The 26,968-nt window shown below is 74.1% G+C and carries 26 protein-coding genes; 13 read left to right on the top strand and 13 right to left on the bottom strand.

What is annotated here, in order from left to right:
• Positions 1-46: 46 nt before the first annotated feature.
• Positions 47-1,069 carry a 1-acyl-sn-glycerol-3-phosphate acyltransferase gene (locus FXF50_RS20735; protein WP_148430321.1) on the bottom strand — a complete coding sequence of 341 codons (1,023 nt, stop codon included), beginning with the start codon at positions 1,067-1,069 and terminating at the stop codon, positions 47-49.
• Entirely contained in the window at positions 1,069-1,902 is an 834-nt protein-coding gene (locus tag FXF50_RS20730; RefSeq protein WP_148430319.1) for a patatin-like phospholipase family protein, read from the bottom strand. The genes FXF50_RS20735 and FXF50_RS20730 overlap by 1 nt, the downstream gene beginning before the upstream one ends.
• 176 nt (positions 1,903-2,078) lie before the next feature.
• Here FXF50_RS20730 and FXF50_RS20725 point away from each other — a divergent pair, with 176 nt between their 5' ends.
• On the top strand, positions 2,079-3,530 hold the full coding sequence (locus FXF50_RS20725) for a serine/threonine-protein kinase (RefSeq protein ID WP_148430317.1): 1,452 nt from the start codon (positions 2,079-2,081) through the stop codon (positions 3,528-3,530).
• Between the two features lie 3 nt (positions 3,531-3,533).
• Here the strand turns inward: FXF50_RS20725 and FXF50_RS20720 are convergent, their stop codons facing one another.
• The 9 genes from FXF50_RS20720 to FXF50_RS20680 all read right to left on the bottom strand — a co-directional run bounded on the left by FXF50_RS20720 (position 3,534) and on the right by FXF50_RS20680 (position 12,684).
• Entirely contained in the window at positions 3,534-4,595 is a 1,062-nt protein-coding gene (locus tag FXF50_RS20720; RefSeq protein WP_370464133.1) for a glycosyltransferase family 4 protein, read from the bottom strand.
• Between the two features lie 151 nt (positions 4,596-4,746).
• Positions 4,747-5,418 (bottom strand): BON domain-containing protein, encoded by a 672-nt coding sequence (locus FXF50_RS20715; RefSeq protein ID WP_148430313.1) that lies wholly within the window; start codon positions 5,416-5,418, stop codon positions 4,747-4,749.
• Between the two features lie 135 nt (positions 5,419-5,553).
• A complete protein-coding gene (locus FXF50_RS20710; RefSeq protein WP_148430311.1) occupies positions 5,554-7,044 on the bottom strand; it encodes a S1C family serine protease in 1,491 nt (496 codons plus the stop codon).
• A gap of 62 nt (positions 7,045-7,106) precedes the next feature.
• Complete coding sequence (locus tag FXF50_RS20705; RefSeq protein WP_148430309.1) at positions 7,107-8,654, bottom strand: cell wall metabolism sensor histidine kinase WalK; 1,548 nt, start codon at positions 8,652-8,654, stop codon at positions 7,107-7,109.
• Complete coding sequence (locus FXF50_RS20700; RefSeq protein WP_046571468.1) at positions 8,651-9,352, bottom strand: response regulator transcription factor; 702 nt, start codon at positions 9,350-9,352, stop codon at positions 8,651-8,653. Before FXF50_RS20700 ends, FXF50_RS20705 begins: the two co-directional genes overlap by 4 nt.
• A 74-nt stretch (positions 9,353-9,426) precedes the next feature.
• On the bottom strand, positions 9,427-10,050 hold the full coding sequence (locus FXF50_RS20695) for a PadR family transcriptional regulator (RefSeq protein ID WP_148430307.1): 624 nt from the start codon (positions 10,048-10,050) through the stop codon (positions 9,427-9,429).
• Positions 10,047-10,886, bottom strand: a complete 840-nt coding sequence (locus FXF50_RS20690; RefSeq protein ID WP_148430305.1) for a DUF4097 family beta strand repeat-containing protein — start codon at positions 10,884-10,886, stop codon at positions 10,047-10,049. Before FXF50_RS20690 ends, FXF50_RS20695 begins: the two co-directional genes overlap by 4 nt.
• Before the next feature lie 110 nt (positions 10,887-10,996).
• Positions 10,997-11,911 carry a 1-acyl-sn-glycerol-3-phosphate acyltransferase gene (locus FXF50_RS20685; protein ID WP_148430303.1) on the bottom strand — a complete coding sequence of 305 codons (915 nt, stop codon included), beginning with the start codon at positions 11,909-11,911 and terminating at the stop codon, positions 10,997-10,999.
• A complete protein-coding gene (locus tag FXF50_RS20680; protein ID WP_148430301.1) occupies positions 11,908-12,684 on the bottom strand; it encodes a GNAT family N-acetyltransferase in 777 nt (258 codons plus the stop codon). Before FXF50_RS20680 ends, FXF50_RS20685 begins: the two co-directional genes overlap by 4 nt.
• Before the next feature lie 178 nt (positions 12,685-12,862).
• Between FXF50_RS20680 and FXF50_RS20675 the strand changes: the two genes are divergently transcribed.
• The 5 genes from FXF50_RS20675 to FXF50_RS20655 all read left to right on the top strand — a co-directional run bounded on the left by FXF50_RS20675 (position 12,863) and on the right by FXF50_RS20655 (position 19,694).
• A complete protein-coding gene (locus tag FXF50_RS20675; protein ID WP_148430299.1) occupies positions 12,863-13,519 on the top strand; it encodes a hypothetical protein in 657 nt (218 codons plus the stop codon).
• A 164-nt stretch (positions 13,520-13,683) separates the two neighbouring features.
• Complete coding sequence (locus FXF50_RS20670; protein WP_148430297.1) at positions 13,684-14,622, top strand: ABC transporter ATP-binding protein; 939 nt, start codon at positions 13,684-13,686, stop codon at positions 14,620-14,622.
• Positions 14,619-15,443, top strand: a complete 825-nt coding sequence (locus FXF50_RS20665) for an ABC transporter permease (RefSeq protein ID WP_148430295.1) — start codon at positions 14,619-14,621, stop codon at positions 15,441-15,443. The genes FXF50_RS20670 and FXF50_RS20665 overlap by 4 nt, the downstream gene beginning before the upstream one ends.
• Before the next feature lie 255 nt (positions 15,444-15,698).
• Complete coding sequence (locus FXF50_RS20660) at positions 15,699-19,424, top strand: multifunctional oxoglutarate decarboxylase/oxoglutarate dehydrogenase thiamine pyrophosphate-binding subunit/dihydrolipoyllysine-residue succinyltransferase subunit (protein ID WP_148430293.1); 3,726 nt, start codon at positions 15,699-15,701, stop codon at positions 19,422-19,424.
• Between the two features lie 90 nt (positions 19,425-19,514).
• Entirely contained in the window at positions 19,515-19,694 is a 180-nt protein-coding gene (locus FXF50_RS20655) for a DUF6104 family protein (RefSeq protein ID WP_089009804.1), read from the top strand.
• Positions 19,695-19,712: 18 nt separating this feature from the next.
• On the opposite strand, the gene FXF50_RS20650 is transcribed toward FXF50_RS20655, so the two are convergent.
• Entirely contained in the window at positions 19,713-20,285 is a 573-nt protein-coding gene (locus FXF50_RS20650; protein ID WP_148430291.1) for a TetR/AcrR family transcriptional regulator, read from the bottom strand.
• 50 nt (positions 20,286-20,335) lie between these two features.
• On the opposite strand from FXF50_RS20650, the gene FXF50_RS20645 reads away from it, so the two are divergent.
• From FXF50_RS20645 to FXF50_RS20630, 4 genes are all read left to right on the top strand, one after another.
• Entirely contained in the window at positions 20,336-20,839 is a 504-nt protein-coding gene (locus FXF50_RS20645; RefSeq protein ID WP_148430289.1) for a GNAT family N-acetyltransferase, read from the top strand.
• Positions 20,840-20,941: 102 nt separating this feature from the next.
• A complete protein-coding gene (locus FXF50_RS20640) occupies positions 20,942-21,637 on the top strand; it encodes a DUF998 domain-containing protein (RefSeq protein WP_148430287.1) in 696 nt (231 codons plus the stop codon).
• 4 nt (positions 21,638-21,641) lie between these two features.
• Complete coding sequence (gene pta, locus FXF50_RS20635; protein WP_148430285.1) at positions 21,642-23,708, top strand: phosphate acetyltransferase; 2,067 nt, start codon at positions 21,642-21,644, stop codon at positions 23,706-23,708.
• Positions 23,705-24,817, top strand: coding sequence for an acetate/propionate family kinase (locus FXF50_RS20630; RefSeq protein WP_148430283.1), 1,113 nt, complete (start codon positions 23,705-23,707; stop codon positions 24,815-24,817). The genes pta and FXF50_RS20630 overlap by 4 nt, the downstream gene beginning before the upstream one ends.
• A 204-nt stretch (positions 24,818-25,021) precedes the next feature.
• Here FXF50_RS20630 and FXF50_RS29395 read toward each other — a convergent pair whose 3' ends face one another.
• Entirely contained in the window at positions 25,022-25,198 is a 177-nt protein-coding gene (locus FXF50_RS29395; RefSeq protein WP_187399749.1) for a hypothetical protein, read from the bottom strand.
• A 137-nt stretch (positions 25,199-25,335) separates the two neighbouring features.
• Between FXF50_RS29395 and FXF50_RS20625 the strand changes: the two genes are divergently transcribed.
• From FXF50_RS20625 to FXF50_RS29945, 3 genes are read left to right on the top strand one after another with little or no spacing between them, the layout of a single operon-like run.
• Positions 25,336-26,292 carry an alpha/beta hydrolase gene (locus FXF50_RS20625; RefSeq protein WP_148430281.1) on the top strand — a complete coding sequence of 319 codons (957 nt, stop codon included), beginning with the start codon at positions 25,336-25,338 and terminating at the stop codon, positions 26,290-26,292.
• A gap of 42 nt (positions 26,293-26,334) precedes the next feature.
• Positions 26,335-26,613, top strand: coding sequence for a nucleotidyltransferase domain-containing protein (locus FXF50_RS29950; protein WP_255510129.1), 279 nt, complete (start codon positions 26,335-26,337; stop codon positions 26,611-26,613).
• On the top strand, positions 26,565-26,867 hold the full coding sequence (locus tag FXF50_RS29945; RefSeq protein WP_255510128.1) for a hypothetical protein: 303 nt from the start codon (positions 26,565-26,567) through the stop codon (positions 26,865-26,867). Before FXF50_RS29950 ends, FXF50_RS29945 begins: the two co-directional genes overlap by 49 nt.
• Positions 26,868-26,968: the final 101 nt, after the last annotated feature.

The following is a 26,968-nucleotide window of genomic DNA, read 5'->3' as shown; positions in this document are numbered from 1 at the left end:
TACGTGGCGTTCCGGCCGGTCCGCTGCACGCGCACCGAACCGGCCGCTACTCGGCGGCGCCGCCGTCCCGGTTGGCGGCGATCCACCGATCGATCCGGGCCCACCAGTCGAACAGCCAGTCGATGCGCTCCTGCTTCCCGACCGGCACCTCCTCGGGCGGCACCGACCAGAACCGCATGACGATCCGCTTGTCCATCGGCAGCTCGCGCCACACGTCGGCGACGGTGAGCATCTGGTCGAGCCCGGTGTGCGCCACGAAGACCACGCCGGCGTCCGGGGCGGCGTCGAGGGCGGCGAGCAGCCCACCGGGCTGCGGGGCGAGCACGTGCTGCATCCGCTCGGCGCGCAGCGCCATCCGCTCCAGGCCGAGGGCGCGCAGCCGGGCGATGGCCCGCAGCCGGCGCTTCGGGGTGAAGTTGCCGCCCTCCGGGAAGATCACGAACGCGTCGTCGTCGTCCAGGCCGGTGGCGAGGTGGCCGATCTGCCGGATCGCCGACTCGCGGCCGTCCGGCCCGGGCGCGATGAACCGGTTGGGCAGCCGGTTGAGCAGGATGTCGATGGCCGGGTCCCACTGCAGGGTCTCCTTCAGCACGATCCGCGGCTCCCGGTGGAACCAGTTCACCAGCGCGTGGATCAGGATGAACGAGTCGCCCGGCCCGGCGTGCCGGCAGAGCACCAGTTCGGGGCGGCCGGGCAGGGCGGTGTCCGGGTCGGTGCCGACTACGTCGATGCTCAGCCGCAGCGTCCAGCGGGCCTGCCAGAACAGCACCCGCAGGAAGTGGCCGGCGAGCACGTAGTGCGCCCGCTGGAAGGCCGGCGACCGCTTGCGCGCGCCGAAGCCCGAGGCGAGCCAGAGCACGAAGAGCGCGAGCAGCGCGGCCGCGTCCCAGACCAGGTAGACCGTGCCGATCCAGAGCAGCCGCAGCGGGCGCAGCCGCCCCGGCACCAGCGGCGACGCGGCCAGGGCCAGCAGCGCCCAGGCCGGCAGGGTGGTCACCACGGCGACGGCGAGCAGCACCACGCCGGGCGCGAGCAGCATCCGGCGTACCCACCGCGGCGGCAGCGGCATCAGCGCTCCAGGGCGGTGTCCAGGTAGCGGCGGGAGGCGGTGTACGCCCGGCTGATCCGCCGCCCCACCGCCGCGATGTCCCGGTACGCCCACGGGCTGTCCTCGCGCGGCTCCAGGCCACCGGTCGGCAGCACGTGCACCTCCACCCCCTCCGGCAGCGCCGCCATCTCCCGGGCGAACCGGTGCCGGCGGGCGATCTCGAACGCCACCTGGGCGATCTCCCAGGGCCGGCGGGGTGGGCTCAGCTCGCGCTCGATCCGGCCCACCTGGAGCACGAAGATCTGCGTGGCCCCGGCCACGACGGCCTCGCCGACCGGGATCGAGTTGACCACCCCGCCGTCGATGTAGTGCTGGCCGTCGATCTGGGTCGGGGGCAGCAGCCCGGGCACCGAGGCGGAGGCGAGCACCGCCGGCACCACCGGTCCGCTGTGGAACCAGTGCTCGGCGGCGCGCTCGATGTTGGCCGCGCAGCAGCGGAACGGCACGGCCAGGTCGGCGAAGGTGGTGTCCTCGCCGAGTTCGCTCTCCAGCAGCCGGCGCAGGGGCCGGGGCGAGTGCAGGTGGGTGCGCGCGGCGAAGCGCCGCAGCTGCCGGGCGACCGAGTCGCCGTACACCTCGCTGGCCTCGGGCGAGGCCCAGAGCCGGACCAGCCGGTCGGTGACGGCCTCGCTCGGGTCGGCGGCGACCAGGGCGCCGTTGACCGCGCCGATCGAGGTGCCGAGCACCATGTCGGGCCGGATCCCGACCCGGAACAGGGCACGGAGCATGCCCACCTCGACCGCGCCGAGCACTCCCCCGCCGCCGAGCACGAACGCCACCGGACCGCCTGCCATGCCGTTCATCCTGGCACGCGCCGCGCAACCGGCCCGCCGCCGCCGGTCGGGCCGGTCGCCGCCGTCACCGGGCGCGACCGGGACGGCGCGGGCCGCGACGGAGGAACGGACAGCCGTTGACAGGCCGGACACATTCCCGCAACCTGATACCGCTCCCAAGCCCAGGCAGGTGCGATGTGAAGGCGACGCTGCACGCCGGCCGGTTGCTGGCTCGCAGGTACCGGCTCATCGACCAGATCGGGGCCGGCGGCATGTCGGTGATCTGGCGGGCCCGCGACGAGGTGCTCGACCGGGTGGTGGCAGTGAAGGTGCTGGCCCCCTCGCTCGCCGCCGACGCCCGGTTCCGCGACATGGTGCGCGAGGAGGCCCGCTCCGCCGCCCAGCTCGTCCACCCGCACGTCACCGCCGTGCACGACTACGGCGAGACGGTGGCGCCGGACGGCTCGATCACCTCGTTCGTGGTGATGGAGCTGCTCAGCGGCGAGGAGCTGGAACACCGGCTCACCGAGGGGCCGCTGCCCTGGCCGGCGGCCGTGGAGACGGGCGCGCAGGTCGCCGAGGCGGTGGCCGCCGCGCACCGGCTGGGCATCGTGCACCGCGACATCACCCCGTCGAACGTGATGATGACCCGGGTCGGCGCCAAGGTGCTCGACTTCGGCATCGCCACCCGGGTCGGCGCGCCCGACGAGGACGAGGACGGCGGCACCTTCGGCACCCCGGCGTACGTGGCGCCGGAGCGGCTGGACGGGGCGCCGGCCCAGCCGGCCACCGACGTCTACTCGCTGGGCGTGCTGCTCTACGAGACGCTGACCGGGCAGCCGCCGTACCCGGCGGACACCTGGGAGCAGCTCAGCACGGCGTTGGCGGAGGACGGCGCGCCCACCCTGGACGGCGTACCCGGGCTGCCCGCGCCGGTCGCGGAGATCTGCCTGCGCTGCCTGGCCCGCGACCCGCGGCGACGGCCCACCGCGCACCAGGTGGCGGCCGTGCTCCGCGACCAGCTGCTGCCGGCTGACCCGCAGGCCGCCACCATGCTGGCCCCGACCGTGACCCTGCCGGCGCTGCCCGGCCCGGAGCGACCGCCGGCCGGGCCCGCGGCCCCCGTGGCCGTCCCGGCCGGGGCGTCCCGCCGCCGCCGGGCGCTGCCCCTGGTGGCGGTCGGCGTCGTCGTGGTGGCGGGCGCCGCCCTGCTGGTGCCCGCCCTGGTGCCGGACGAGCAGGCGCCGCCGCGGGTGTCGCCGACCGCCGGGCCGGCGGTGGTCCCGTCCACCGCGCCACCCCGCCAGGACACCCCGGCCACCACCACGCCGCCCGGCCCGACCCGCCGGCCGGCCGCGACCGGCGCCGCGCCGACACCGGCCGGCGGCAGCCTGGACGAGGCGGCCCACCGGGTCGAAGGGCTCATCGAGGCCGGACTGGCCGCCGGGCAGATCCGCGACGACGTCGGCGTGGACCTGCGCAACCTGCTGCGCAACGCCACCGCCGCGACCGGTGACCGCGCGCTGACCGCCGCCGTGGACCGGCTCCGCGGGAAGATCGCCGACCGCCGGCGCGAGGGCAGCATCAGCCCGGAGTACGCCCGCCAGCTCGACGCCGCCGCCGCGGAACTGGCGACGGGGCGCACCTGAGGGTCAACGGGCGACGACGGGCGTGGCCTCGCGCCGCCCGGCGAACCGGGCCCGGCCGGCCAGGAAGCTCCGATAGACCGCCTCGTATCCGGCGGCCATCCGCTCCACCGAGAAGTGCTCCGCCACGTGGGCGACGCTGTCGGCCGGGTCGAGGCGAGCCGCCGCGCGCAGCGCCGCCGGCAGCTCCTCCGCGCGGTCGCAGACCAGCCCGGTGACCCCGTCCCGGACCAGCTCCGGCACGGCGCCCCGGCGCAGCGCCACCACGGGCGTGCCGGTGGCCATGGCCTCCACCATCGCCATGCCGAACGGCTCGGCCCACTGGATCGGCATGATGAGGCAGCGGGCGTCGACCAGCAGCCGCAGGGTGGCGGCCCGGTCGGCGTTGAACACCAGGGTGACGTCGTCGTCCAGCAGCGGCTCGACCACCTGCTCGAAGTAGCGGCGCTCCGCCGGCTCGTTGCACTTGCCGGCCAGGGTGAGCGGCAGGCCGGCCGCCCGGCAGGCGCGGATCGCCACGTCCGGTCCCTTGTCGGGGCTGAACCGGGCGAGCCAGAGCACCGGCCCGGGTCCCGGCGCCCGCTTGTGCGGGAAGTCGCGCAGCGGCATGGCGTTGTGCACGGTGCCCACCCAGGGCAGGTCCGGGTTGGACGCGCGCTGGGCGTGCGAGATCGCCACGAGGCCCACCCCGTGGTCGGCGTTGCTCAGCACGGTGCCGTACTCCCCCACGGGGTTGCCGTGCACGGTGGCCACGGTGGGCACCCGGCGCTGGCCGGCGACCATGGGGCCGATGGTGGTGTGGTCGTGCACCAGGTCGAAGTCGGCCGGGTCCACCAGCCGGTTGACGTGGGCCAGGTGGGCCAGCTCGGGCAGGGACTCGCCCAGCCGCTCGTACTGGAGGTCGGCGCAGGTGGAGACGAAGTCGGCGGCGGTGCCGTTCTCCCGGCCGGCGCCGAACAGGGTCACCGCGTGACCGCGGTCGACCAGCCCGTCCACCAGCCCGGCCACCACCTGCTCCACGCCGCCGTAGCCGGGCGGTGGGACGGACAGCCAGGGCGGCACCACCATCGCGATCCGCAGGGGCCCGGCCCGTGAGCGGTCCGACGGCGGCTGGTTCACGGCCACGAGTCCTCCCCGATGGTTCCCCGGCGTAACCGGTCGGCGGCGGTTTCCCGACGCGTCCGGCGGTTTCCCTACGCGTCCGGCGGTAAACGGCGGCTCAGCCGGCCACCACGATCCGGTCGTGCACCTCCCGTACGCCCGGTGTGGCCCAGGCCGCCCGTTCCGCCTCCTCCCGCTGCCACCACGAGCGGACCACCCCGTCCAGCAGCACGGTGTCCCCGCTGACCTGTACCTCGATGCGTTCGGTTCCGGTCCGCCGGAACAGCACGCGTTGCAGGTCGCGGCGGTTCTGCTCGTCGCTGGGCGGGGTGGGCGGGTGCACCTCGACCAGGTTCGTCACCCCGCGTACGCCGCGCAGCCGGCGCAGCTCCCGCTCGGCGGTGCGGCGCTGGAAGCCGTACTCCACCTCGCCGCGGAGCATGATCCAGCCGTCGGCGACGGTGACGTCGAGCCGCTCGGCGGGGACGAAGCTGTCCCACTCCAGTGCGCGGCTGGCCGCGATCGCGATGTCGGCGTCCGTGCGCGCCTCGGTGGCCGGCAGCTCGACCTCCAGGTCGCTGGCGACGGCGCGGACCCCCCGGACCCGGTGCGCGCAGCGCTCGGCGGCCCAGCGCCGGGCGTAGCTGTCGACCTGGCCGGTGAGCGAGACCACGCCGTCGGCGACGGTCACCCCGATCTCGGTCGGCCGGGTCTGCGCGTCCCAGTCCAGTTCGGCGAGCACGTCCCGCTGGATGTCCTGGTCGGTACGGACGGCGGAGGTGGTCGTCATGCACCGAGGGTCCCGCCGGACGGGGTGAGACCGGCTCACCCGGACCGGGTGAGGACGCGAAAAAGGGCGGCGGGTGACGGAACCAACCCCCTTGGCTCCGTCACCCGCCGCCCGTGGAGGAGGGCAGGTCTGGTGTTATGACGTCTCGGCGAGCGTCACGGTTGTCGCCCGGGTCGACCCGTTCCGCTTGAACTGGACCTCGACCCGGTCCCCGACCTTGCCGGCCTGCACGGCGCCGACCAGGTCGTTGGAGTCGTTGATCACCTTGTCGCCGAACTTGGTGATGACGTCGCCCCGCTGGAGCCCGGCCTTCTCGGCGGCGCTGCCCGCGACCACGTCGGAGACCAGCGCCCCGCCGTCCTCCGCGCCGGCCACGCTGACCCCGAGGGACGGGTGGCTGATCTTCTCGCCGCGCTGGAGCTTCTCGGCGACGTCCTTGGCCTTGTTGCTCGGGATGGCGAAGCCGACGCCGATGTTGCCGTTGCTGCCCTGCCCGGCGGTGGCGATGGCCGTGTTGATGCCGATCACCTCGCCCCGGGTGTTGACCAGCGCGCCGCCGGAGTTGCCCGGGTTGATGGGGGCGTCGGTCTGGAGCAGGCCGGAGATCGAGCTGGCGCCCTGCTGCGGGTTCTGCTGCTGACCACCCTCGCCGGCCTGGATGGTGCGGTCGCGGGCGCTCAGGATGCCGGCGGTGACCGAGCCCTGGAGGCCGAGCGGGCTGCCCAGGGCGAGCACCTGGTCGCCGACCTGCATGGCGTCGCTGTCACCGAACTTGGCCGCCTTGAGGTTGCTCACCCCGCTGGCCTTGACGACGCCCAGGTCGGTCTTCGGGTCGGTGCCGACGATCTTCGCCTGGGCGGTCTTGCCGTCGGCGAAGACGACCTTCACGGTGTCGCCGCTCGCGGAGGCGACCACGTGGTTGTTGGTCAGCACGTACCCGTCGGCGCTGAGGATCACCCCGGAGCCCTCACCGCTGTCCGTCATGATCGTGACGATGCTGTCCTGGACGGCGGCCGCGATCTTCGGCAGGTCGGCGCTGTTCAACACGGGCGCGGCCGAGTAGGTGCGGGTGACGGTCCGGTCGCCGTCGAGGGCGAGGGCGAGCGCGCCGCCGGCCACGCCGGAGCCGAGCATCAGGGCCAGCGCCAGCGCGCCCGCGCCGATGAACTTCCCGGCCCGGCTGGGCCGCGCCGGCTGGTGCGGGCCCCACGGCGGGACCGGCTGTCCGGCCTGGTGGACCTGGTGCGGCTGGTGCTGCGGGTACGGCTGCTGCGCCTGGTACGGCGGGACCGGTCCGCCGGCCTGCGACGGGTAGCCGCCGCCCTGCTGCGCCCAGGGGCTCTGCTGCGGTGCCCCGTACCAGTGATGCGGCTGCTGCGGCTGCCCGGAGACCGGGTACGGCGCTGCCGCCGGCGGCGCGTACGGGCTGGCGGGCGCGGCCTGCGCGGCGGAAGCCGGGGCGGCGGTTCCGGCGGCCGGGGAGTCGGCCGGAACCGGCGCCACGGCCGGCGTGACGGTGGTGTCCGACTGCCCGCTCTCGGCGCGGGGCAGCTCGGCGGTCGGGTGCGACGGCTCGGCGTCGGCGGGGGCCGGCGACCGCTGCGGATCGGTCTCGTGGTCGGTCATGACTCCACCTTCTCCCCTGGCACTGCGACCTGCCTGGAACCGGCCTGAATGTTTTCTGAAAGTCACTCGCCGGGCTCGGGCGCCTCGGGCAGGAGCGGCAGCCGCACCCGGAAGGTGGCCCCGCCGCCCGGCGTCTCGGCCACCTCGACGGTGCCGTGGTGCGCCGCCACCAGCGCGGCGACGATGGCCAGCCCCAGCCCGGTGCTGGTCGGCCCGCCCGCCCGACGGGTACGCGCCGCGTCCACCCGGTAGAACCGCTCGAACACCCGCTCGGCCTGCTCCGGGGTGAGGCCGGGCCCGGTGTCCGCCACCTCCACCACGGCCAGGTTCCCCGGCTCCGCCCGCAGCCGCAGGGTCACCGCGGCGTCCGGCGGGGTGTGGGTGAGCGCGTTGGTCATCAGATTGCCGATCACCTGGCGCAGCCGGGCGTCGTCGCCGAGCACCACCAGCGGACCGGCGCCGGGCTCGATCTCCAGCGTGATGGCGCGGTCCGGCTCCACGGCCCGGGCCGCCTGGACCGCGTCCGAGGCGAGCACCGGCAGCTCGACCGGGGCCAGCGCGATGGGCCGCTCCCGGTCCATCCGCGCCAGCAGCAGCAGGTCCTCGACCAGCAGCCCCATCCGGGACGCCTCGTCCTCGATCCGGCGCAGCAGCCCGGCGGTCTGTTCCGGCTGCCGGGCGGCGCCCTGCCGGTAGAGCTCGGCGAAGCCCCGGATGGTGGTCAGCGGCGTGCGCAGCTCGTGCGAGGCGTCGGCGATGAACTGCCGCATCCGCTCCTCGGAGCGGCGGGCCCGCGCCTCGGACGCCTGGGCCGAGGCGGCGGCGTCCCGGGCGCCCACCTCGGCGCTGCGCGCCGCCGCCTCGGAGGCGGCCCGCGCGGTGAACGCCGCCTCGATCTGGGCGAGCATGGCGTTGAGGGCCCGGGAGAGCCGGCCCAGCTCGGAGGTCGGGCAGGCGCGCCCCTCCTCCGGGTCGGGCACCCGCCGGGTCAGGTCGCCGCCGGCGATGGCCGCCGCGGTCCGCTCGATCTCCACGAGGGGCTTGAGACTGGTACGCACGATGCCCGCCCCGACCGAAGCCAGGACGATCAGCACCGCCCCACCGACCAGCAGGTCGATCCAGGCGAGCTGTTTGACGGCCTGATCGACGTCGACCAGCTGTTCGCCGATGGCGGCCCACTGCCCGTTGGGCAGCTGGATGTAGAGCATCCGCCAGCGGACCGGGGTGTCCCGCGCCCGGACGGTGAAGGGGTCGCCCTCCAGCTTCTGGAAACCCGCGGCGTCGGACGGCCAGGTCGGCAGGTCCCGTTCCTGAAAACGGTTGTTGTCGTAGACGGGCGCCTGGGCCTGGCCACTGTTCGAGTCGGTCAGCACCACCAGGTAGTCGCTGGGCAGCGTGAGCCGGCCGCTGGGTGGCAGCGACTGGAATCTGTCAGCCGAGTCACGCAGCTCCTGATCGATCTGGTCGACCAGGTAGTTGTGCAGGAAGTAGGCGGTGGACACGCTGATCACGACCAGCGCGCCGGCCACCAGCGCGAGCACCGAGGCGACCAGCTTCACCCGCAGCGGGACGCTGCGCAGCCAGCCCTTCGCGTCGTGGACGGCGTTCACGCCGCCGGCTTGCGCAGCACGTACCCGACCCCGCGCAGGGTGTGGATGAGCCGGGGCTGGGTGTTGTCGACCTTGCGCCGTAGGTAGGAGATGTAGGACTCGACGATGTTGTCGTCGCCGCGGAAGTCGTAGTTCCAGACGTGGTCGAGGATCTGCGCCTTGGAGAGCACCCGGTTGGCGTTGAGCATCAGGTAGCGCAGCAGCTTGAACTCGGTCGGCGAGAGCTGCACCCGCTGGCCGGCGCGGTGCACCTCGTGGGTCTCCTCGTCCAGTTCCAGGTCGGCGAAGGTGAGCCGGGAGGGGGCGTGCTCGCCGGTGGCGGTACGCCGCAGCACGGCCCGGATCCGGGCGGTCAGCTCCTCCAGGCTGAACGGCTTGGTGACGTAGTCGTCCCCGCCCAGGGTGAGCCCGCGGATCTTGTCGTCGGTGGCGTCCCGGGCGGTCAGGAACACCACCGGGGTGCGCGTGCCGCCCTCGCGTAGCATCCGGATGACCTCGAAGCCGTCGAGGTCGGGCAGCATCACGTCGAGCACGACCAGGTCGGGCCGGTGGTCCTTGGCGGCGTTGAGCGCCGCGCTGCCGCTGGTCGCGGTGGCGACGTCGAAGCCGGCGAAGCGCAGGCTCGCGGAGAGCAGTTCGAGGATGTTGGGATCGTCCTCGACGACGAGCAGTCGGGCCTCGGTCTGGGTAGCCACCATGGCACCCATCATCCGCGCTTTCGCTGCGGCCGCGCTGGGTGGACCCTGGAAACAACCTGTGAGCCGCCGGCCGCCTAGCGGAGCAGCCGGCGCAGCCCGTCCAGCGCCCCGTCGAGCAGGCGGATGGCCGTACGGAGCTGGGTGTCGGTGAGCCGCCCGGCCCGCACCAGCGCGCCGACCTCGACGGTGAACGCGGCCAGCCGCTGGTCGAACTCGGCGAGCAGGGGCGACTCCGCGGTCGGGCGGGGGCCGCCGTTGCCCGGCGGTCGGGTGGTCGGCGGCGGAGGCGCCCAGCGGGCCTGTCGGGTCTGCCGGGCCGCCTCGCGCAGCTCCCGCTTCAGGTCACGCACCGAGCCGCGTACCTCGGTGCGGATCTCGCCGGCCAGCGCCGACAGGTCCTCGACGGAGGCGGTGATGTCCGATTCCAGGGTGGCCAGCTCGTCGGCGCGCTGCCGCAGCTCGGCGCGGCCCGCGTCGGTGATCTCGTAGACCTTGCGGCCGCCGGCGGCGGTGTGGCTGACCAGCCCCTCCACCTCCAGCCGTTGCAGGCGGGGGTAGATGGTGCCGGCGCTGGGCGCGTAGAGGCCGAGGAAGCGGTCCTCCAGCAGGCGGATCAGCTCGTAGCCGTGCTTCGGCCCGTCGTCGAGCAGCTTGAGCAGGTAGAGCCGGAGCCGCCCGTGACTGAACACGGCGGTCACCGCAGCTCCTCCACGTCGTCGGCGTCCTCGACGGGACGGGCGAGCAACGCGATGCTGCCGGAGGTCGCGGACGCCCAGAGCTTACCCGCGCCCCCGCCGAGCACCCCGTGGCTGTCCTTCACCGCGCCGAACCCGTGCTGGCCAGCGCTGACCTGCGGGAAGCCGCTGGTGATCCGGCCGGAGGTGGTGTGCAGGTGGACGGTGAGGTCGCTGTCCTCGCGGACCCGGACGGTGATGCTGCCGGAGATGGCGCTGAGCCGGATCTCGCTGCCGCGCGGGTTGTCCAGGTCGCAGGTGATCGACCCGGAGACCGCGTGGGCGCGCACCCGCTCGGGCGCGCTGTCAGCGAGGATCAGCTCGCCGGAGACGGTCTCCAGGTTGAGGTCGCCGCCGACGCCGAGCGCCTCGACCGGACCCGAGGTGACCTTCGCCGAGGTGCGGCCGCGCAGCCCCATGAGGGTGACCTGGCCGGAGGTGACGTCGACCCGGGTGTCCCGGCGCAGGCCGGAGGCGACCAGCGAGCCGTCCACCAGTTGCAGGTCGGCGAGCGCGTGGGCGGGCACGGCGATGGAGACCTCCGCCCGGAACCGGCGGCCGAGCTGGCCGAGCCACCAGAGCACGCCGGGCCAGCGGGGCGGCCGCTCGTGGGCGACGACGAGCCGGCCGTCGCGCAGCTCGACGATGACGGGCTGGCTGCTGACCCGGGTGACGTCCACCCGGGCCGGCCCGTCGGAGGCGACCACGTTGAGCCGGCCGCTGACGAGCCGGACGTCCAGCCGGGTGACCGGCTCGTCCAGGGTGATGCGTTGCGGACTGTCGACCGTCCAGCGGGTCATGGCGCCCTCCCCTCGGTGACACGCCGGTCGACGGCGCGTCGAGTGATGGGAGGAGCATAACGCGATACATCGCGACTGAACAAGACTGTCGCGACTGTGTCGCGTTCCCGTCAGGCCACCAGGTCCAGCCCCACCTCCGCCCCCACCGGCAGCGGCGCCACCGGCCGGACGATCCGCACGCCGGTCGTCGCCCGGCGCCGGACCGGCACGCGGACCGGGGCCGGCTGGATCGCCGACTCGGCCGCCCGCGCCAGCGCCCGCCGGTCCGCCCCGCCGGCCGGGTGCAGCGCGGCGGCCACCGTCACCGCCACGGTCAGGTCCCGGGCGGCCAGCACCCGGCGGGCCGACTCCCAGAGCGTCTCCTCGCCCAGGAACGCGGGCAGGGTGCTCGGGTCGCCCGCGTACCGGTAGCCGAGCCCGAACGGGACGACGGGCGCCCCGGCCTCCACCGCGGCATGGAAGACGGCCGGCCGGAAACCCCGGCCGGGCCGGCAGCCGGCCGCCGCGCCGCACCAGGTCGTGCCCTCCGGGAACACCGCCACGGAGTGCCCGGCGCGCAGCGCACCGGCCACCCGGCCGACGGTGGACGGCAGGTCGCGCGGCCGCGACCGGTCCACGAAGACCGTGCCGGCCGCGGCGGCCAGCACGCCCACCACCGGCCAGTCGCGGACCTCCCGCTTGGCCAGCATCCGGGCCGGGGCGACCGCGAGCACCGCGAGGATGTCCAGCCAGGAGACGTGGTTGGCGACCAGCAGCGCCCGCCCGCGCGGCAGCCGGCCGCGGACCACCAGCCGCACGCCGAGAGCGCGCAGCGTCCACCGGGCCCAGCCGCGCAGCGCGGGCCGCCGGCCGCTCGGCGGAAGCAGCGGCAGCAGCACGGCCAGGCCGACCCCGGCCAGCAGCATTCCGAGTACGCCGAGCAGCCGCCCCGCCCGGCGCGGCAGCGACACGTCCGGCGCGGTGGCCGCCGGCAGGCAGCCCGGCCCGCAGCCCGACGCGGGCCGCCACAGCCCGTCGCCGGTCACGCCGCCGCCTCACCCAGGAAGTGCCGCAGGTAGCGCGGGTTCATCCGGTCCAGCGAGAACAGCACGTAGAAGTCGGCGCAGTCGAAGTCCGGGTCGTACGCCGGCTCCCCGCAGACCCAGGCGCCGAGCCGCAGGTAGCCGCGGAGCAGCGGCGGGACCAGCGCGCGGCGCTCGGCGGGCGACAGGCCAGGGCCGGCGGCGGCCGGCGCCTCGGCGAACCAGGGGCGGCGGGGGGTCACCCGCAGCGGCGGCGGGGCCAGGTGGCGGGCGGTGACCTGGGACCAGACCTCGGCGGCGGCGGTCCCGCCGTCGGCCACCGGCACCGAGGCGCAGCCGCCCAGCCACCGGGAGCCGCGCAGGTGCAGGTAGCGGGTGATCCCGGCCCACATCAGGTTGATCACGGCGCCCGAGCGGTGGTCCGGGTGCACGCAGGACCGGCCCGCCTCGACCAGATCGTCGCGGAGCGGGGCCAGCGGGGTCAGGTCGAACTCGCCGTCGGCGTACCGGCGGTCGGTGCGTCCGGGCGGCAGCAGCCGGTAGGTGCCGACCACCTCGTCGGTGCCCTCGCGCAGCACGACCAGGTGGTCGCAGTGGTCGTCGAACTCGTCGGTGTCGAGCCCGGCGGCCCCTGGGTGCAGGGTGGCGCCGAGTTCGCTGGCGAACACCTCGTGACGCAGGCGTTGCGCGGCCGCGACCAGGGTCGGGTCGTCGGCGATCAGCAGGGTGTATCCGCTGGTCGTGAGGGGTGCGCCAGCGGCGTGCAGAACGGCCATGGGTATCTGTGTAAGGTGCCCGGGTTGCCGGCCCCGGGGATGAGGGGTGTCGATCCGGTGAACGGCGGCCGGCGCGCCGGCACGACCCCTCACCTGCGGCGGGCCGGAGCCCGCGTGCGAGGCTGCCCGGGCGGACGCCGGCGACGAGGCCGGCGGTCGGAGCCCCCGGAGGTGCCACATGATCATCGAGTCCCGTTTCCACGGCCCGGACGGCTCGGGCAACGGCGGCTGGAGCGCCGGGATCTTCGCCGCCGCGGTGGACGACCGGGGCCCGGTGGAGGTCACCCTGCGGAAGCCGCCCCCGCTGGAGACCCCGCTGACCGCCGTCGACGGCGAGATCCGCGACCCGGACGGAGAGGTGATCGCCCAGGTACGCCGGGTCGAGCCGGTCGACGCCGTGGTGCCGCCGGTGGACCGGCCGACGGCCGAGGCCGCCGCCAAGGCGTACCCGGGTCTGGTGGACCACCCCTTCCCCGGCTGCTACGTCTGCGGGCCGGCGAACCCGGCGGGGCTGCGGATCTTCCCGGGCCGGCTGGCCGACGGGCGGACCGCCGCGCCGTTCCGCGCCCCGGCCGAGGTGGTGCCGGCGACCGTCTGGGCGGCGCTGGACTGCCCCGGCGGCTGGGCGGTGATCGCGCCCGGTCGCCCGTACGTGCTGGGGCGGATCGCCGCGCAGGTCACGGCGCTGCCGCGCCCCGGCGACGAGTGCGTGGTGACCGGCGCCATGGTCGGCGGCTCGGGACGCAAGGCCGAGGTGCACTCCAGCCTCTACGGGCCGGACGGGGCGCTGCTCGGGCAGGCCCGGGCCACCTGGATCGCGTTGCCGCCGGCCTGACCTCTCCTCCCTGGGGATGATCCGCTCCTGCCCCCGGGGGAGGAGGGCGTACGCATCCCGCCTGATTGACCCCCTTGCACCGGGTTGGAAGGCTGTGCTCGGCGCCCCGCAACGGCGTCCCCACCGGCGTGCCCCGAAGCCCGCCGTGGCAGGAGAGGAGAACGATGTCCGACGGGCAGTGGAGCCCCAACGCCGGGACCGGCCAGATCGTGGTGTCCGGACTGACGAAGGAATACAAGAACGTCCGGGCGGTGGACAATCTGTCCTTCACCGTCCAGCCGGGCCGGGTCACCGGATTCCTCGGCCCGAACGGCGCCGGTAAGACGACCACCCTGCGCATGCTGCTCAACCTGGTCACCCCGACGGCCGGCGAGGCCACCATCGGCGGCCACCGGTACGCCGACCTGGCCGACCCGCTGCGCACGGTGGGCGCGGTGCTGGAGGCGTCCAGTGCGCACAAGGGCCGCACCGGGATCAACCACCTGCGAGTGATCTGCGCGGCGGCGGGCCTGCCCCGCCAGCGGGCCGACGAGGCGCTCGCCCTGGTCGGGCTCACCCCGGCCGCGAAGCGCAAGTTCAAGGGTTACTCGCTGGGCATGAAGCAGCGGCTCGGGATCGCCGCCGCCATGCTGGGCGACCCCCGGGTGCTGATCCTCGACGAGCCGGCCAACGGCCTGGACCCGGAGGGGATCCGCTGGATGCGCGGCTTCCTCAAGGGGCTGGCCGCCGAGGGGCGCACGGTGCTGGTCTCCAGCCACCTGCTCTCCGAGATGCAGTTGCTCGCCGACGATGTTGTGATCATCGCGGCCGGCAAGCTGGTCCGGCAGGGGCCGGTCGAGCAGGTGATGGCCTCGATGACGCACGGCTCCCGGATCCGGGTGCGCACGCCGCAGGCCGACGAGCTGACCGCGGCGCTGCGCGAGCAGTCGGCCACGGTCGACGCCGACGGGCACGGCGCGCTGCTGGTGACCGGGGTGGACGCGCCGACGGTCGGCCGGGTGGCGCTCGCCGCCAAGGTGGAGCTGCACGAGCTGACCAGCGAACGCCCCGACCTGGAAGGTGTCTTCCTGGAGCTGACGGCCGGAAAGGCGGAGATCCGATGAACCTGGTCCGATCCGAGCTGCTCAAGATCCGTACCACCAACACCTGGTGGGTCTTCGCGCTCATCACCGTGCCGCTGTGGGGCCTCGCGCTGCTCTTCAACTGGTTGCAGACGGAGGCCCTGACCAGCGGCAACATGGGCGAGGTGCCGGCCGACCAGGCGGACCAGGTGCAGGCCGTCTCCAGCGCCGACAGCCTGGCCGCCAACCTCTACACCAACGGCCAGTTCTTCGGGCTGCTCATCGTGATGCTGCTCGGCATCGTGGTGGTGACCAGCGAGTTCTTCCACCAGACGGTGACCACCACCTTCCTGACTGCGCCGCACCGCACCGCCGTGATGGTGGCCAAGCTGGTCGCCGCCGGCACGCTGGCACTGCTCTTCTGGGTGGGCACCACGCTGCTGAACCTGGTGTTCGCGCCGCTGATCCTGAGCGCCACGGACGTCGGCGCCCAGCTGGGCAGCGGGGCGGTCTGGCGGGCCGTGGCCCTCAACGGGCTGGCCTACCTGCTCTGGTCGGTGCTGGGCGTCGGGCTCGGTGTGCTGATCCGCAGCCAGATCGGCGCCACGGTGACCGGCATCCTGCTCTACCTGGGCGGCGCCATCGGCGCGGCCATCGCCATCGGCCTGCTGGCCGCGAAGTTCGGCGACTGGATCAACCAGCTCCAGCTCCTCGTGCCGTCGCTGGCGTCGTCGCTGATGGTGAGCGGCGCCGACATCCCCGGCAACCCGCCGCGCTGGGCGGGCGCCGCAGTGCTGATCGGGTACGCCGTGGTGGCCGGCGTGATCGGCGTGCTGACCATCCGGCGTCGCGACATCTCCTGAGTTCGATACCGACCCGGCCCCGGCCGGTGACCGCGCGTCACCGGCCGGGGCCGTCGTCGCCTAGCAGGAGTCGACGGACCACGCAGCGTTTGCCGAACTTCTCGCATCTTCTGTGAAACGGACCACCAGCCGGAGGCGAGAATGCCTGCGCCGATCGCACGGCGTAGCCTGGGACGCGTCTGCCGTGCCTCTCGAAACGGGCACGGGAGCCACCGCGTGACATTCACAACCGCGTGAAAGAGGCGATTAGCGGCCGTGTCGACCCAGCAGACTTCGCAGGAGAACCCACTGGCGGGTTTCGGCCCGAACGAGTGGATCGTCGAGGAGATGTACCAGCGTTACCTCGCCGACCCCTCGAGCGTCGACTCGGCCTGGCACGACTTCTTCGCCGACTACCGGCCGGCGCCGGGGGCCGCCACCCCACGCCCCGAGGCCAAGCCCGCTGAGGCCCGCCCCCAGCCGGCCGAGCAGCAGGAGGCCGTCGCCACGGTGAGCCAGCAGCCCGCCGCCAAGCCCGCGCCCGCCCCGGCGAAGCCCGCCGCCAAGCCGGCGGCGAAGGCCCCGGAGCCGGCTCCCGCGAAGAAGGCCGCGCCGGCCAAGCCGGCCGCCAAGGCGCCGACCGCGAGCGCCGCCGGCACCACCCCGCTGCGCGGCGTCGCCGCCAAGATCGTCCAGAACATGGACGCCTCGCTCGCCGTGCCGACCGCCACCAGCGTCCGCGCCGTCCCGGCGAAGCTGCTGGTGGACAACCGCATCGTGATCAACAACCACCTGGCCCGCGGTCGCGGCGGCAAGGTGAGCTTCACCCACCTGATCGGCTACGCGATGGTCCGGGCGCTCGTCGAGCACCCGGAGATGAACAACTCCTTCGCCGAGGTCGACGGCAAGCCGGCGATGGTCCGCCCGGAGCACGTCAACCTGGGCATCGCCATCGACCTGGCCAAGCCGGACGGCTCCCGCAACCTCGTGGTGCCCTCCATCAAGGGCTGCGAGCAGATGGACTTCCGGCAGTTCTGGCAGGCGTACGAGGACGTCGTCCGGCGCGCCCGCCGCAACGAACTGACCATGGAGGACTACGCCGGCACCACGATCTCGCTGACCAACCCGGGCGGCATCGGCACGGTCCACTCGATCCCGCGGCTCATGCAGGGCCAGAGCGCCATCATCGGCGTCGGCGCCATGGAGTACCCGGCGCCGTACCAGGGCATGAGCGAGGCGACCCTGGCCGAGCTGGCGGTCAGCAAGATCATCACGCTGACCAGCACGTACGACCACCGGATCATCCAGGGCGCCCAGTCCGGCGAGTTCCTCAAGGTGATGCACGAGCTGCTGCTCGGTGAGCGCGGCTTCTACGACCAGATCTTCACCTCGCTGCGCATCCCCTACGAGCCGGTGCGCTGGGTGCGGGACGTGGCGGTCGACTCCGAGGGTCAGATCAACAAGACCGCCCGGGTGCACGAGCTGATCCACGCGTACCGGGTGCGCGGCCACCTCATGGCCGACACCGACCCGCTCGAGTTCAAGATCCGCAAGCACCCCGACCTGGACGTCCTCCAGCACGGGCTGACCCTGTGGGACCTGGACCGGGTCTTCCCGGTCAACGGCTTCGCCGGCAAGCAGCGGATGAAGCTGCGCGAGATCCTCGGCGTGCTGCGCGACTCCTACTGCCGCCGGGTCGGCATCGAGTACATGCACATCCAGGACCCGGAGGAGCGGCGCTGGATCCAGGAGCGGATCGAGCGCCGTTACGAGAAGCCCGGCGCCGACGAGCAGAAGCACGTGCTCAACCGGCTCAACGCCGCCGAGGCCTTCGAGACCTTCCTCCAGACCAAGTACGTCGGCCAGAAGCGCTTCTCGCTGGAGGGCGGCGAGTCGCTGATCCCGCTGCTCGGCGAGGTCCTGGAGTGCTCGGCCGAGGGCGGGCTCGACGAGGTCGTCATCGGCATGGCCCACCGTGGCCGGCTCAACGTGCTGGCCAACATCGTCGGCAAGCCGTACGAGAAGATCTTCTCCGAGTTCGAGGGGCACCTCGACCCGCGCTCCACGCAGGGCTCGGGCGACGTGAAGTACCACCTCGGCCAGAACGGCAAGTTCACCACCCCGGACGGCGCGCACGCCGTCAAGGTGTCGGTGGTGGCGAACCCGTCGCACCTGGAGGCCGTGGACCCGGTGCTGGAGGGCATCGTCCGGGCCAAGCAGGACCGGATCGACCTCAAGCTGGAGGGCTACACCGTGCTGCCGCTGGCGGTGCACGGTGACGCCGCCTTCGCCGGCCAGGGCGTGGTCGCCGAGACCCTCAACCTGTCCCAGCTGCGCGGCTACCGCACCGGCGGCACCGTGCACGTGGTGGTCAACAACCAGGTCGGCTTCACCACCGCCCCGGAATACAGCCGGTCCAGCCTCTACAGCACCGACGTGGCCCGGATGATCCAGGCGCCGATCTTCCACGTCAACGGCGACGACCCGGAGGCCGTCGTCCGGGTGGCCCGGCTCGCCTTCGAGTACCGGCAGGCGTTCAACAAGGACGTCGTGATCGACATGGTCTGCTACCGCCGGCGCGGGCACAACGAGGGCGACGACCCCTCGATGTCCAACCCCGAGATGTACAAGATCATCGACTCGAAGCGCTCGGTCCGCAAGCTCTACACCGAGGAGCTGATCGGGCGGGGTGACATCACCGTGGAGGACGCCGAGGAGCTGCTGCGCGACTACCAGGGGCAGCTGGAGCGGGTCTTCAAGGCCACCCGCGACGCCGCGAGCACCCCGCGCAAGCTCAGCCGACCGCGCCGCGAGGCCGAGCCGGAGCCGCAGGTCGAGACCGCCACCGACGCCGCCGTGGTCAAGGCGATCGGCGAGGCGCACGTCAACCTGCCGGAGGGCTTCACCCCGCACAAGCGGATCCAGCAGCTGCTGGAGCGGCGGCGCAAGATGTCCGTCGAGGGCGGCATCGACTGGGGCTTCGGCGAGATCATCGCGTTCGGCTCGCTGCTGCACGACGGGGTCACCGTCCGGCTCGCCGGGCAGGACTCCCGCCGCGGCACGTTCGTGCAGCGGCACGCGTCGGTGGTCGACGCGAAGACCGGCGACGACTACCTGCCGCTGAAGTCGCTCACCGCCGACGGCGAGCGGTCCCGCTTCTTCGTGCACGACTCGCTGCTGTCGGAATACGCGGCCATGGGCTTCGAGTACGGCTACTCCGTGGAGAACATCAACGCGCTGGTCGCCTGGGAGGCCCAGTTCGGTGACTTCGTCAACGGCGCCCAGTCGGTCATCGACGAGTTCATCTCCTCCGGCGAGGTGAAGTGGGGCCAGCGCTCCGCCGTCACCCTGCTGCTGCCGCACGGCCACGAGGGCCAGGGCCCGGACCACACCTCCGGCCGCCCGGAGCGGTTCCTCCAGCTCTGCGCCGAGGACAACATGCGGGTGGCCATCCCGACCACCCCGGCGAACTACTTCCACCTGCTGCGCCGCCAGGCCCTGTCGCCCAAGCGCAAGCCGCTCGTGGTGTTCACTCCGAAGTCGCTGCTGCGGCACAAGCTCTGCGTCTCGCAGGTGGAGGACTTCACCACGGGCACCTTCCAGCCGGTGCTGGCCGACACCGCCGCTCCGGCGCCGGAGCAGGTGAAGCGGGTGCTGCTCTGCTCGGGCAAGATCTACTACGACCTGTTCCAGGCCCGGCAGGAGCGGGGCGCCACCGACACGGTGATCCTCCGCATGGAGCAGCTCTACCCGCTGCCCGTCGAGGAGGTCCGGGCCGCCCTGTCGCAGTACCCGAATGCCGAGGACTTCGCCTGGGTCCAGGAGGAGCCGGCCAACCAGGGCGCCTGGTCGTTCGTCGCGCTCAACCTGCTGGAGCACCTGCCCGAGGTCCGGCTGCGCCGCATCTCCCGCCCTGCCGCCGCCGCCCCGGCGGTCGGCTCGGCGAAGATGCACGAGGTCGAGCAGAACGCCCTGATCGAGGCGGCTCTCCCCCGCCCGTGACCTGACCGCACCGCCGGCACGAGGGGCAGCGACCGTACGACGGCCGCTGCCCCTCCCGCGTGGCGGACCTTCTCCGCCGAGAGGACGCAGATGTACTTCACCGACCGTGGCATCGAGGAACTGGTCGAGCGCCGGGGCGACGAGCAGGTCAGCCTGGAGTGGCTGGGCGAGCGGCTGCGCGACTTCGTGGATCTGAACCCCGAGTTCGAGACCCCGATCGAGCGGTTCGCCACCTGGCTGGCCCGGCTGGACGACGAGGACGACGAGTAGGTCGCCGGAGGCTCCGGTTCAGCGGGCCGCCGCGCCGATGAGGCGCAGGTACCGCTCGACGACCGCCGTCGCGCGCTCGGCGTCGCCGGTGGCCAGCAGGTCCAGCAGGGCGCCGCGCAGCACCGCCAGGCCGAGGGCCGGATCCGCGTCGGCGTCGGCGTCACGCTGGACCTCGGTCAGCAGTCCGAGCCAGTCCGTCACGGTCTGCCGGGCGAATCCCGCCCACGGCCCGTCCGGCTCGCTCAGCGAGCGGCCGTACGCCTCGACCCAGAGGACCAGCATCGGCCGGTGCGCCGGATCCACGAGCCAGCCCCAGGTCGTCCGCACCGCGGCGACGAAGTCGTCGGCGCCGCCCGCCTCTCGGGCCCGCCGGAGCGCGGCCAGCTCGTCGACCCTCGCGCGGCCGAGCAGGGCACGGATCAGCTCGTCCTTGGAGCCGAAGAGGAAGAGCAGGACCCGCGGGCTGGACCCGATGGCGGCGGCGAGCGGGCGCAGCGACAGCTCGGCCAGCCCGTGCGCCAGGGCATACCGGTACGCCCGCTCCAGGAGTTCGTCGCGGCGGGCGCTCCGGGGTCGCTCGTGCTGAGTCACAGCGCTACTCTGCCACTGAAACGACTGTTTCAGTAGTGGAGGGGTTGTCGATGAGCGCGGAGATCCTCATTCGCCCGCTGGGCCGTCCCGGTGACCTCGGCTGGGTGGTGTTGGCCCATGGTGAGACGTACGCGGCCGAGTTCGGTTGGGACGCGAGCTTCGAGGCGCTCGTGGCGCGGATCGTCGCCGACTACGCCGCCGGCCACGACCCGGCACGGGAGGCCGCCTGGATCGCCGAACTCGACGGGGAGCGGGCCGGGTGCGTGTTCTGCGTCACGGCCGACGACCAGACGGCCCAGCTGCGGATCCTGCTGGTGGATCCCGCCGCCCGGGGGCGCCGTCTCGGCGGCCGGCTGGTCGACGAGTGTCTCGCCTTCGCCCGGCGCGCCGGATACGCCCGCATCCGGCTCTGGACCAACCACCCTCTGGTCGCCGCCCGCGCCATCTACCTCTCCCGCGGGTTCCGCCTCGTCGCGGAGGAACCACACCACAGCTTCGGCGCGGACCTCATGGGCCAGGTGTACGAACGGGAGCTGGCACCGGCCGGCGGGTGAACCGACCGTTGACGCGGACGGCGCCCGTCGCGTCCACTGGAGAGTGAGGCGACCGACGAGGACGCGCCGGAACGCCCGCCGCCCGACTCCGGGGAGGCACGGATGAACCCCGAACCGCGCAAGCCGCCGCAGGACGCGGTAACGGTCCGCCACCTGCGCCTCGGCATCGGATCCGTCGGCATCGCGCTGCCGGTGGCGCTGGTCGTCGGGCACCTGGTCGCGACCCGCCGGCTCACCCTGCTCGACTCGCTCAGCGGCTATTACCACACCGAGATGCGCGACGTCTTCGTCGGCGCGCTCTGCGCCATCGGGGTGTTCCTGATCGCGTACCGGTACCGCTGGCCGGACGACGCACTGGGCACCGTCGCCGGGGTGCTGGCGGTCGCGGTGGCCCTCTTCCCCACCACGCTGGGCGCGGCGGCCGGCACCACCAGCCAGAGCGACCGGTGGGTCGGCGTGGTGCACCAGGTGGCCGCCGCGGCGCTCTTCGTGCTGCTCGCGGTCTTCTGCCTCGCCCTGTTCACCCGCCCGGACCGGGTCGGGGTGCCGCCATCCCCGTCCGCCGTGCGGTTCTACCGCGCCTGCGGCGGGATCATCCTGCTGGCGATCCTGCTCGCCCTCGCCAGCACCCAACTGCCCGCCGACGTGCGGCACACGCTCAAGCCGGTGCTGTGGTGCGAGACCGTGGCCGTCTTCGCCTTCGGGGCGGCCTGGGTGGTGAAGAGCGACGCGCTCCTCCGGGCCGCCGGTGACGGGTCGAAGGACCCGGGCGAGGCACCCCGCGATCTTGTAGCGTGAGGTCGTGGCGCGCAGCGTGTACCTGACCAGCGTGGGGTCGGGCGGGGGCAAGTCGACGGTCGCGCTCGGGCTGGCCGAGCTGCTGTCCCGGCAGGTCGAGCGGATCGGCGCGTTCCGGCCGCTGGTCGCCGGCCAGGGCCCCGACCCGATCCTCGCCCTGCTCACCGAGCGCTACCGGGTGCGGCTGCCGATCGAGGAACTGCACGGCGCGACCTACGCCGAGGCCGCCGCCCTGGTCGCGGACGGCCGCCGGGAGGAGCTGATCTCCCGCATCGTGGCCCGCTACCGGGCGGTCGAGCGGCAGTGCCCGGCGGTGGTCGTGGTGGGCAGCGACTTCGCCGACGGTGACGGCGCCGGCCCGCGCGAGCTGGCCTTCAACGCCCGGCTGGCGACCGAGTTCAGCAGCGTGGTGGTCCCCGTGGTGGACGGGTTCGGGCAGGCGCCCGAGGCGATCGCGGGGGCGCTGCGCGGGGCGTACCACGATCTGGAGGACCTGGGGGCGACGGTGGTGGCGGTGGTCGCCAATCGGGTGCCCGAGCCCATGACGCTGCCCGAGCTGCCCGTCCCCGCGTACGCCATCCCGGAGGTGCCGACCGTGTCGGCGCCGACGGTGGCGGAGGTGGCGGCGGCGCTCGGCGCCACCCTGCTCGCCGGCGACCAGGCCGCGCTGGAGCGGGACGTGCTCGACTACGTGGTCGGCGCGGCGCACGTGCCCACCCTGCTGGAGCACTTCACCGACGGGGCGCTGGTGATCACCCCCGGCGACCGGGACGACCTGCTCGTGGCGGCCGGCGCCGCGCACGTCGCCGGTCAGGTCTCCCTGGCCGGCCTGGTCCTCACCCTCGGCGAGCAGCCCGACCCGCGGGCCATGCGCCTGTTCGAGGCGCTGAACACCGGGCTGGCCGTGCTCTCGGTGACCAGCGACAGCTACGACACGGTTTCGGCGTCCAGCCGGATCGAGGGCCGGCCCAGCGTGGCGAACCCGCGCAAGGTGGAGGCGGCGCTGGGCGCCTTCGAGCGCTGCGTGGACACCGTCGACCTGGCCCGCCGGCTGCGGGTCAGCCGGTCGGAGCGGGTCACCCCGCTGATGTTCGAGAACGACCTGATCGACCGCGCCCGGGCGCAGCGCCGGCGGCTGGTGCTGCCCGAGGGCACCGAGGAGCGGATCCTGCGCGCCGCGGAGGTGCTGCTGCGCCGAGGCGTCGCCGACCTGACCCTGCTCGGTCGCCCCGACGAGGTGGCCCGGCGCACCCGCGAGCTGGGCATCGACGTCGGCGACGCGCAGGTGGTCGACCCGGTCACCAGCGAGTGGCGCGACGAGTTCGCCGCCGAGTACGCGAAGCTGCGCGCCCACCGCGGCGTCACCGTCGAGCTGGCGCACGACATCGTGGCCCAGCCCAACTACTTCGGCACCATGATGGTGCGCACCGGCCGCGCCGACGGCATGGTGTCCGGGGCGACCCACACCACGGCGGCCACCATCCGGCCGGCCTTCGAGATCATCCGCACGGTGCCGGGGGTCTCCGTCGCCTCCAGCGTGTTCTTCATGCTGCTCGCCGACCGGGTGCTCGTCTACGGCGACTGCGCCGTCAACCCCGACCCGGACGCCGCCCAGCTCGCCGACATCGCCATCTCCTCGGCCGACACGGCCGCCCGGTTCGGCATCGAGCCGCGGGTGGCCATGCTGTCCTACTCGACCGGCGACTCCGGGTTCGGCGCCGACGTGGAGAAGGTCGCGGCGGCCACCAAGCTGGTCCGGGAGCGCCGGCCGGAGCTGCTGGTCGAGGGCCCGATCCAGTACGACGCGGCGATCGACCCGCAGGTCGCGGCCACCAAGCTGCCGGACAGCCCGGTGGCGGGGCGGGCCACGGTGTTCATCTTCCCGGACCTGAACACCGGCAACAACACGTACAAGGCGGTGCAGCGCTCGGCCGGCGCCGTGGCGGTCGGCCCGGTCATGCAGGGCCTGCGCCGGCCCGTCAACGACCTGTCCCGGGGCGCCACCGTGCCGGACATCGTCAACACGGTGGCGATCACCGCCATCCAGGCCGCCGCCGGGGAGTCGGAATGAGCCGCATCCTGGTCCTCAACTGCGGGTCCTCGTCCGTCAAGTACCGGCTGTACGACGGCGACGAGGTCCGCGCCAAGGGCACCGTCGAGCGGGTCGGCGAGCCGGGCGGCGGGTCGGCCGACCACGAGAGCGCCGTGCGGCAGATCATCGACGGGCTCGACCTGACGGGGCTGGCCGGGGTGGGGCACCGGGTGGTGCACGGCGGGCGGAAGTTCAGCGCCCCGATGCGGATCGACGACAAGGTGCTCGCCGCCATCGAGGACCTCGTCCCGCTCGCCCCGCTGCACAACCCGGCCAACCTCGCCGGCATCCGGGTGGCCCGGGAGGCGCTGCCGGACACCCCGCAGGTCGGCGTCTTCGACACCGCGTTCCACCACACGCTGCCCGAGGCCGCCGCCACGTACGCCATCGACCGCGACCTCGCCGAGCGGTACGGCGTGCGCCGGTACGGCTTCCACGGCACCTCGCACGCGTACGTCTCACGGCGCACGGCGGAACTGCTCGACCGGCCGTACGACGAGCTGAACATCATCACCCTGCACCTGGGCAACGGGGCCAGCGCCTGCGCGGTGCAGGGCGGGCGCAGCGTGGCCACCTCGATGGGCATGTCCCCGCTGGAGGGCCTCGTCATGGGCACCCGCAGCGGCGACCTCGACCCGACGATCATCTTCCACCTGCGCCGCGAGGCCGGGATGGGCGTCGACGACATCGACGACCTGCTCAACCACCGCAGCGGCCTGCTCGGGCTGACCGGGGCCAACGACATGCGCGAGGTGCTGGCCCGCCGCGACGCCGGCGACCCGGCCGCCGCGCTCGCCTTCGACGTCTACCGCCGCCGGCTCACCGGGTACGTGGGCGCGTACTACGCCCTGCTCGGTCGGGTCGACGCGCTCACCTTCACGGCCGGGGTCGGCGAGCACGCCGCCGCGGTCCGCGCGGCGGCGCTCGCCGGCCTGGAGCGCCTCGGCATCGCCGTGGACCCGGCACGCAACGCCGGCAGCGGCGACCGGGTCATCTCCCCCGACGGCGCCGAGGTCACGGTCTGCGTCATCAGCACCGACGAGGAACGCGAGATCGCCCGCGAGACCCGCGAAGTCCTGAACCTCTGACCCCGCGCACCCACCACACCCGCACCCACCGCGCCCACCGCGCCCACCGCGCCCACCGCGCCCACCGCGGCGATCATGAGGCTGGCGGCAGCGAATCGGGAGGAATCGCGCCGCCAACTTCATGATCAACGGGCCGGGCCGGGTGGGACCGACCCGGCCGGATTGGGCCGGGTGGGGCGGGCGGGTAGACGGGTGGGTGGCGGGTCAGTTCAGGGCGAGCCAGGCGATGACGGCGACGACCACCACGGCGGCGACGCCGATGCCGACCATCAGGGGCAGGCGGGAGGGGGCCTCCGCCGCGGTCGCCGCGCTGTCCGGCGAATCGACGAAGGCGCGGAACTGCGCGGTGTTGCCACTCGGGTCGGTGTAGTTCTCAGCCATGCGCGTGACCCTAGCGAAGCCGGCCGGCGCGGACGATCCCGCCGGGCCGGTGGCGGCACAGCGCGGTCCGGCCGGTGGAGGCGCGTCGGGCCGGTCGGCGGGGCCGGACCGGCCGGCCGGCCGCCTACCGTGAGGGCGTGAGGGTGCAGCAACTGGTCGCCGCGCTGCTGGTGGCGCTGGTGGCCGGTTGCGGCCCGGCCGTCGCCGCCACGGACGACCGGGTCCCGTCCTTCCGCCCGGCGCCGCCGCGGCCGTACGCCGTGGGCGTGCGCCACCTCGTCGTCGACCCCGACGGGTCCCGGCCACTGCCGGTCACCGTCTGGTACCCGGCGGAGCCCGCCGCCCCGGCGCACGCCACCACCCAGGAGAGGGGCGGGCCGGTGTCGTCGCCGGACGTGCCGGTGGCCGCCGGGCGGTTTCCGGTGGTCGTCTACAGCCACGGGCTGCACAGCCTCCCCGACCTGCACGCCCCGCTGACCACCCGGTGGGCGGCGGCCGGGTTCGTGGTGGCCGCGCCGACCTACCCGCGGACGAACCTGCGGGCGCGCGACTTCACCCGGGCCGACGTGCGGAACCAGCCGGCCGACGGCTGGCGGCTGATCCGGCACCTGGTCCGCCTCGACGCCCGGCCCGCGGACCCGCTCGCCGGGCACCTCGCGGTGGACCGGTTCGCCGCGGCCGGCCACTCGGCGGGTGGCTTCACCACGGCCGGCATGTTCACCTCGGGGCACTCGCGCCGGCTGCGCGCCGGCATCGTGATCGCCGGCGGCGGGCTGGCCGGCAGCTTCGCCGGTCCGGTGGCGCCCCTGCTGTTCGTGCACGGTGGCGCGGACCCGATCGTGCCGGAGTCGGTCGGCCGGGCCGCGTACGCCCGCAGCCTCGGGCCGGCCGCCTTCCTGGGCCTCCCCGGCCAGGGCCACGGCGAGTACCTGACCCCGGGCCGCCCCGGGTTCGCGCAGGTCCTCGCCGCCACCACGGACTTCCTCCGGTGGACCCTCTACGACGACCGTCGCGCCCGGGACCGCCTGCCCGCCGACGCCGTCCTACCCGGCGTGACCACCCTCACCACCCGCGCCCTCCCCGACCGGGCATGATCCACTCCCCTGCCGCACCGATTCGGCGGTAGCGTCGCTCGCGTGGACGGGCTGGCGGGGCGGCAACTCGACGCGATCCGCGAGGTGGTCGAGCTCACCGGGGCGGCCACGATCGCGGTCTGGCTGCGCGGCGGGTGGGCGATGGACTTCCACCTGGGCGCGGTGAGCCGGCCGCACGTGGACGTCGACTGGTACTGCTGGCGGCGCGACGCCGGCTCGCTGGCTCGCTGGCGGCCCGCCTCGGCGGGCGGGGCTGGCGCGTCGACCCCCGGATGCCGGTCGAGCAGCAGCTCGACCTGGTGCGGGGCGACGTCGAGCTGAGTTTCGCGTACCTGGACCGGGACCGGGAGGGCCGGGTGGTGGTCGGGGCCGGGCCCTGGGCGGGCACCCCGCTGCCGGAGGGGATGCTGGACGCCCCGCCGGGCCGGATCGGCCCGCACACCGCCCCGGTGATCAGCGTCGCCGCTCAGATCGAGTTCAAGGAGATGTTCCCGGTCTGGATGCCCGAGCGGCCCCGCCGACCCAAGGACGCCGCCGACCTGGCCCGGCTGCGCGCGGGCCGGCCGACCGGCTGAGGCGACCGCGCCACACCGGGCGCCACGCCAACCACCCCCTGACCAGCTGAGCCGATCACGTCACGCTGGGTGCGATGCCGGCCGGCCACCCCGGAGCGCGA

It is taken from the genome of Micromonospora sp. AP08, assembly GCF_008085935.1.
GTDB classification, from domain to species: Bacteria; Actinomycetota; Actinomycetes; order Mycobacteriales; family Micromonosporaceae; genus Micromonospora; species Micromonospora chersina.
Note: the sequence above shows the minus strand (reverse complement) of the source record. Positions and strands in the feature narration are given on the sequence as shown.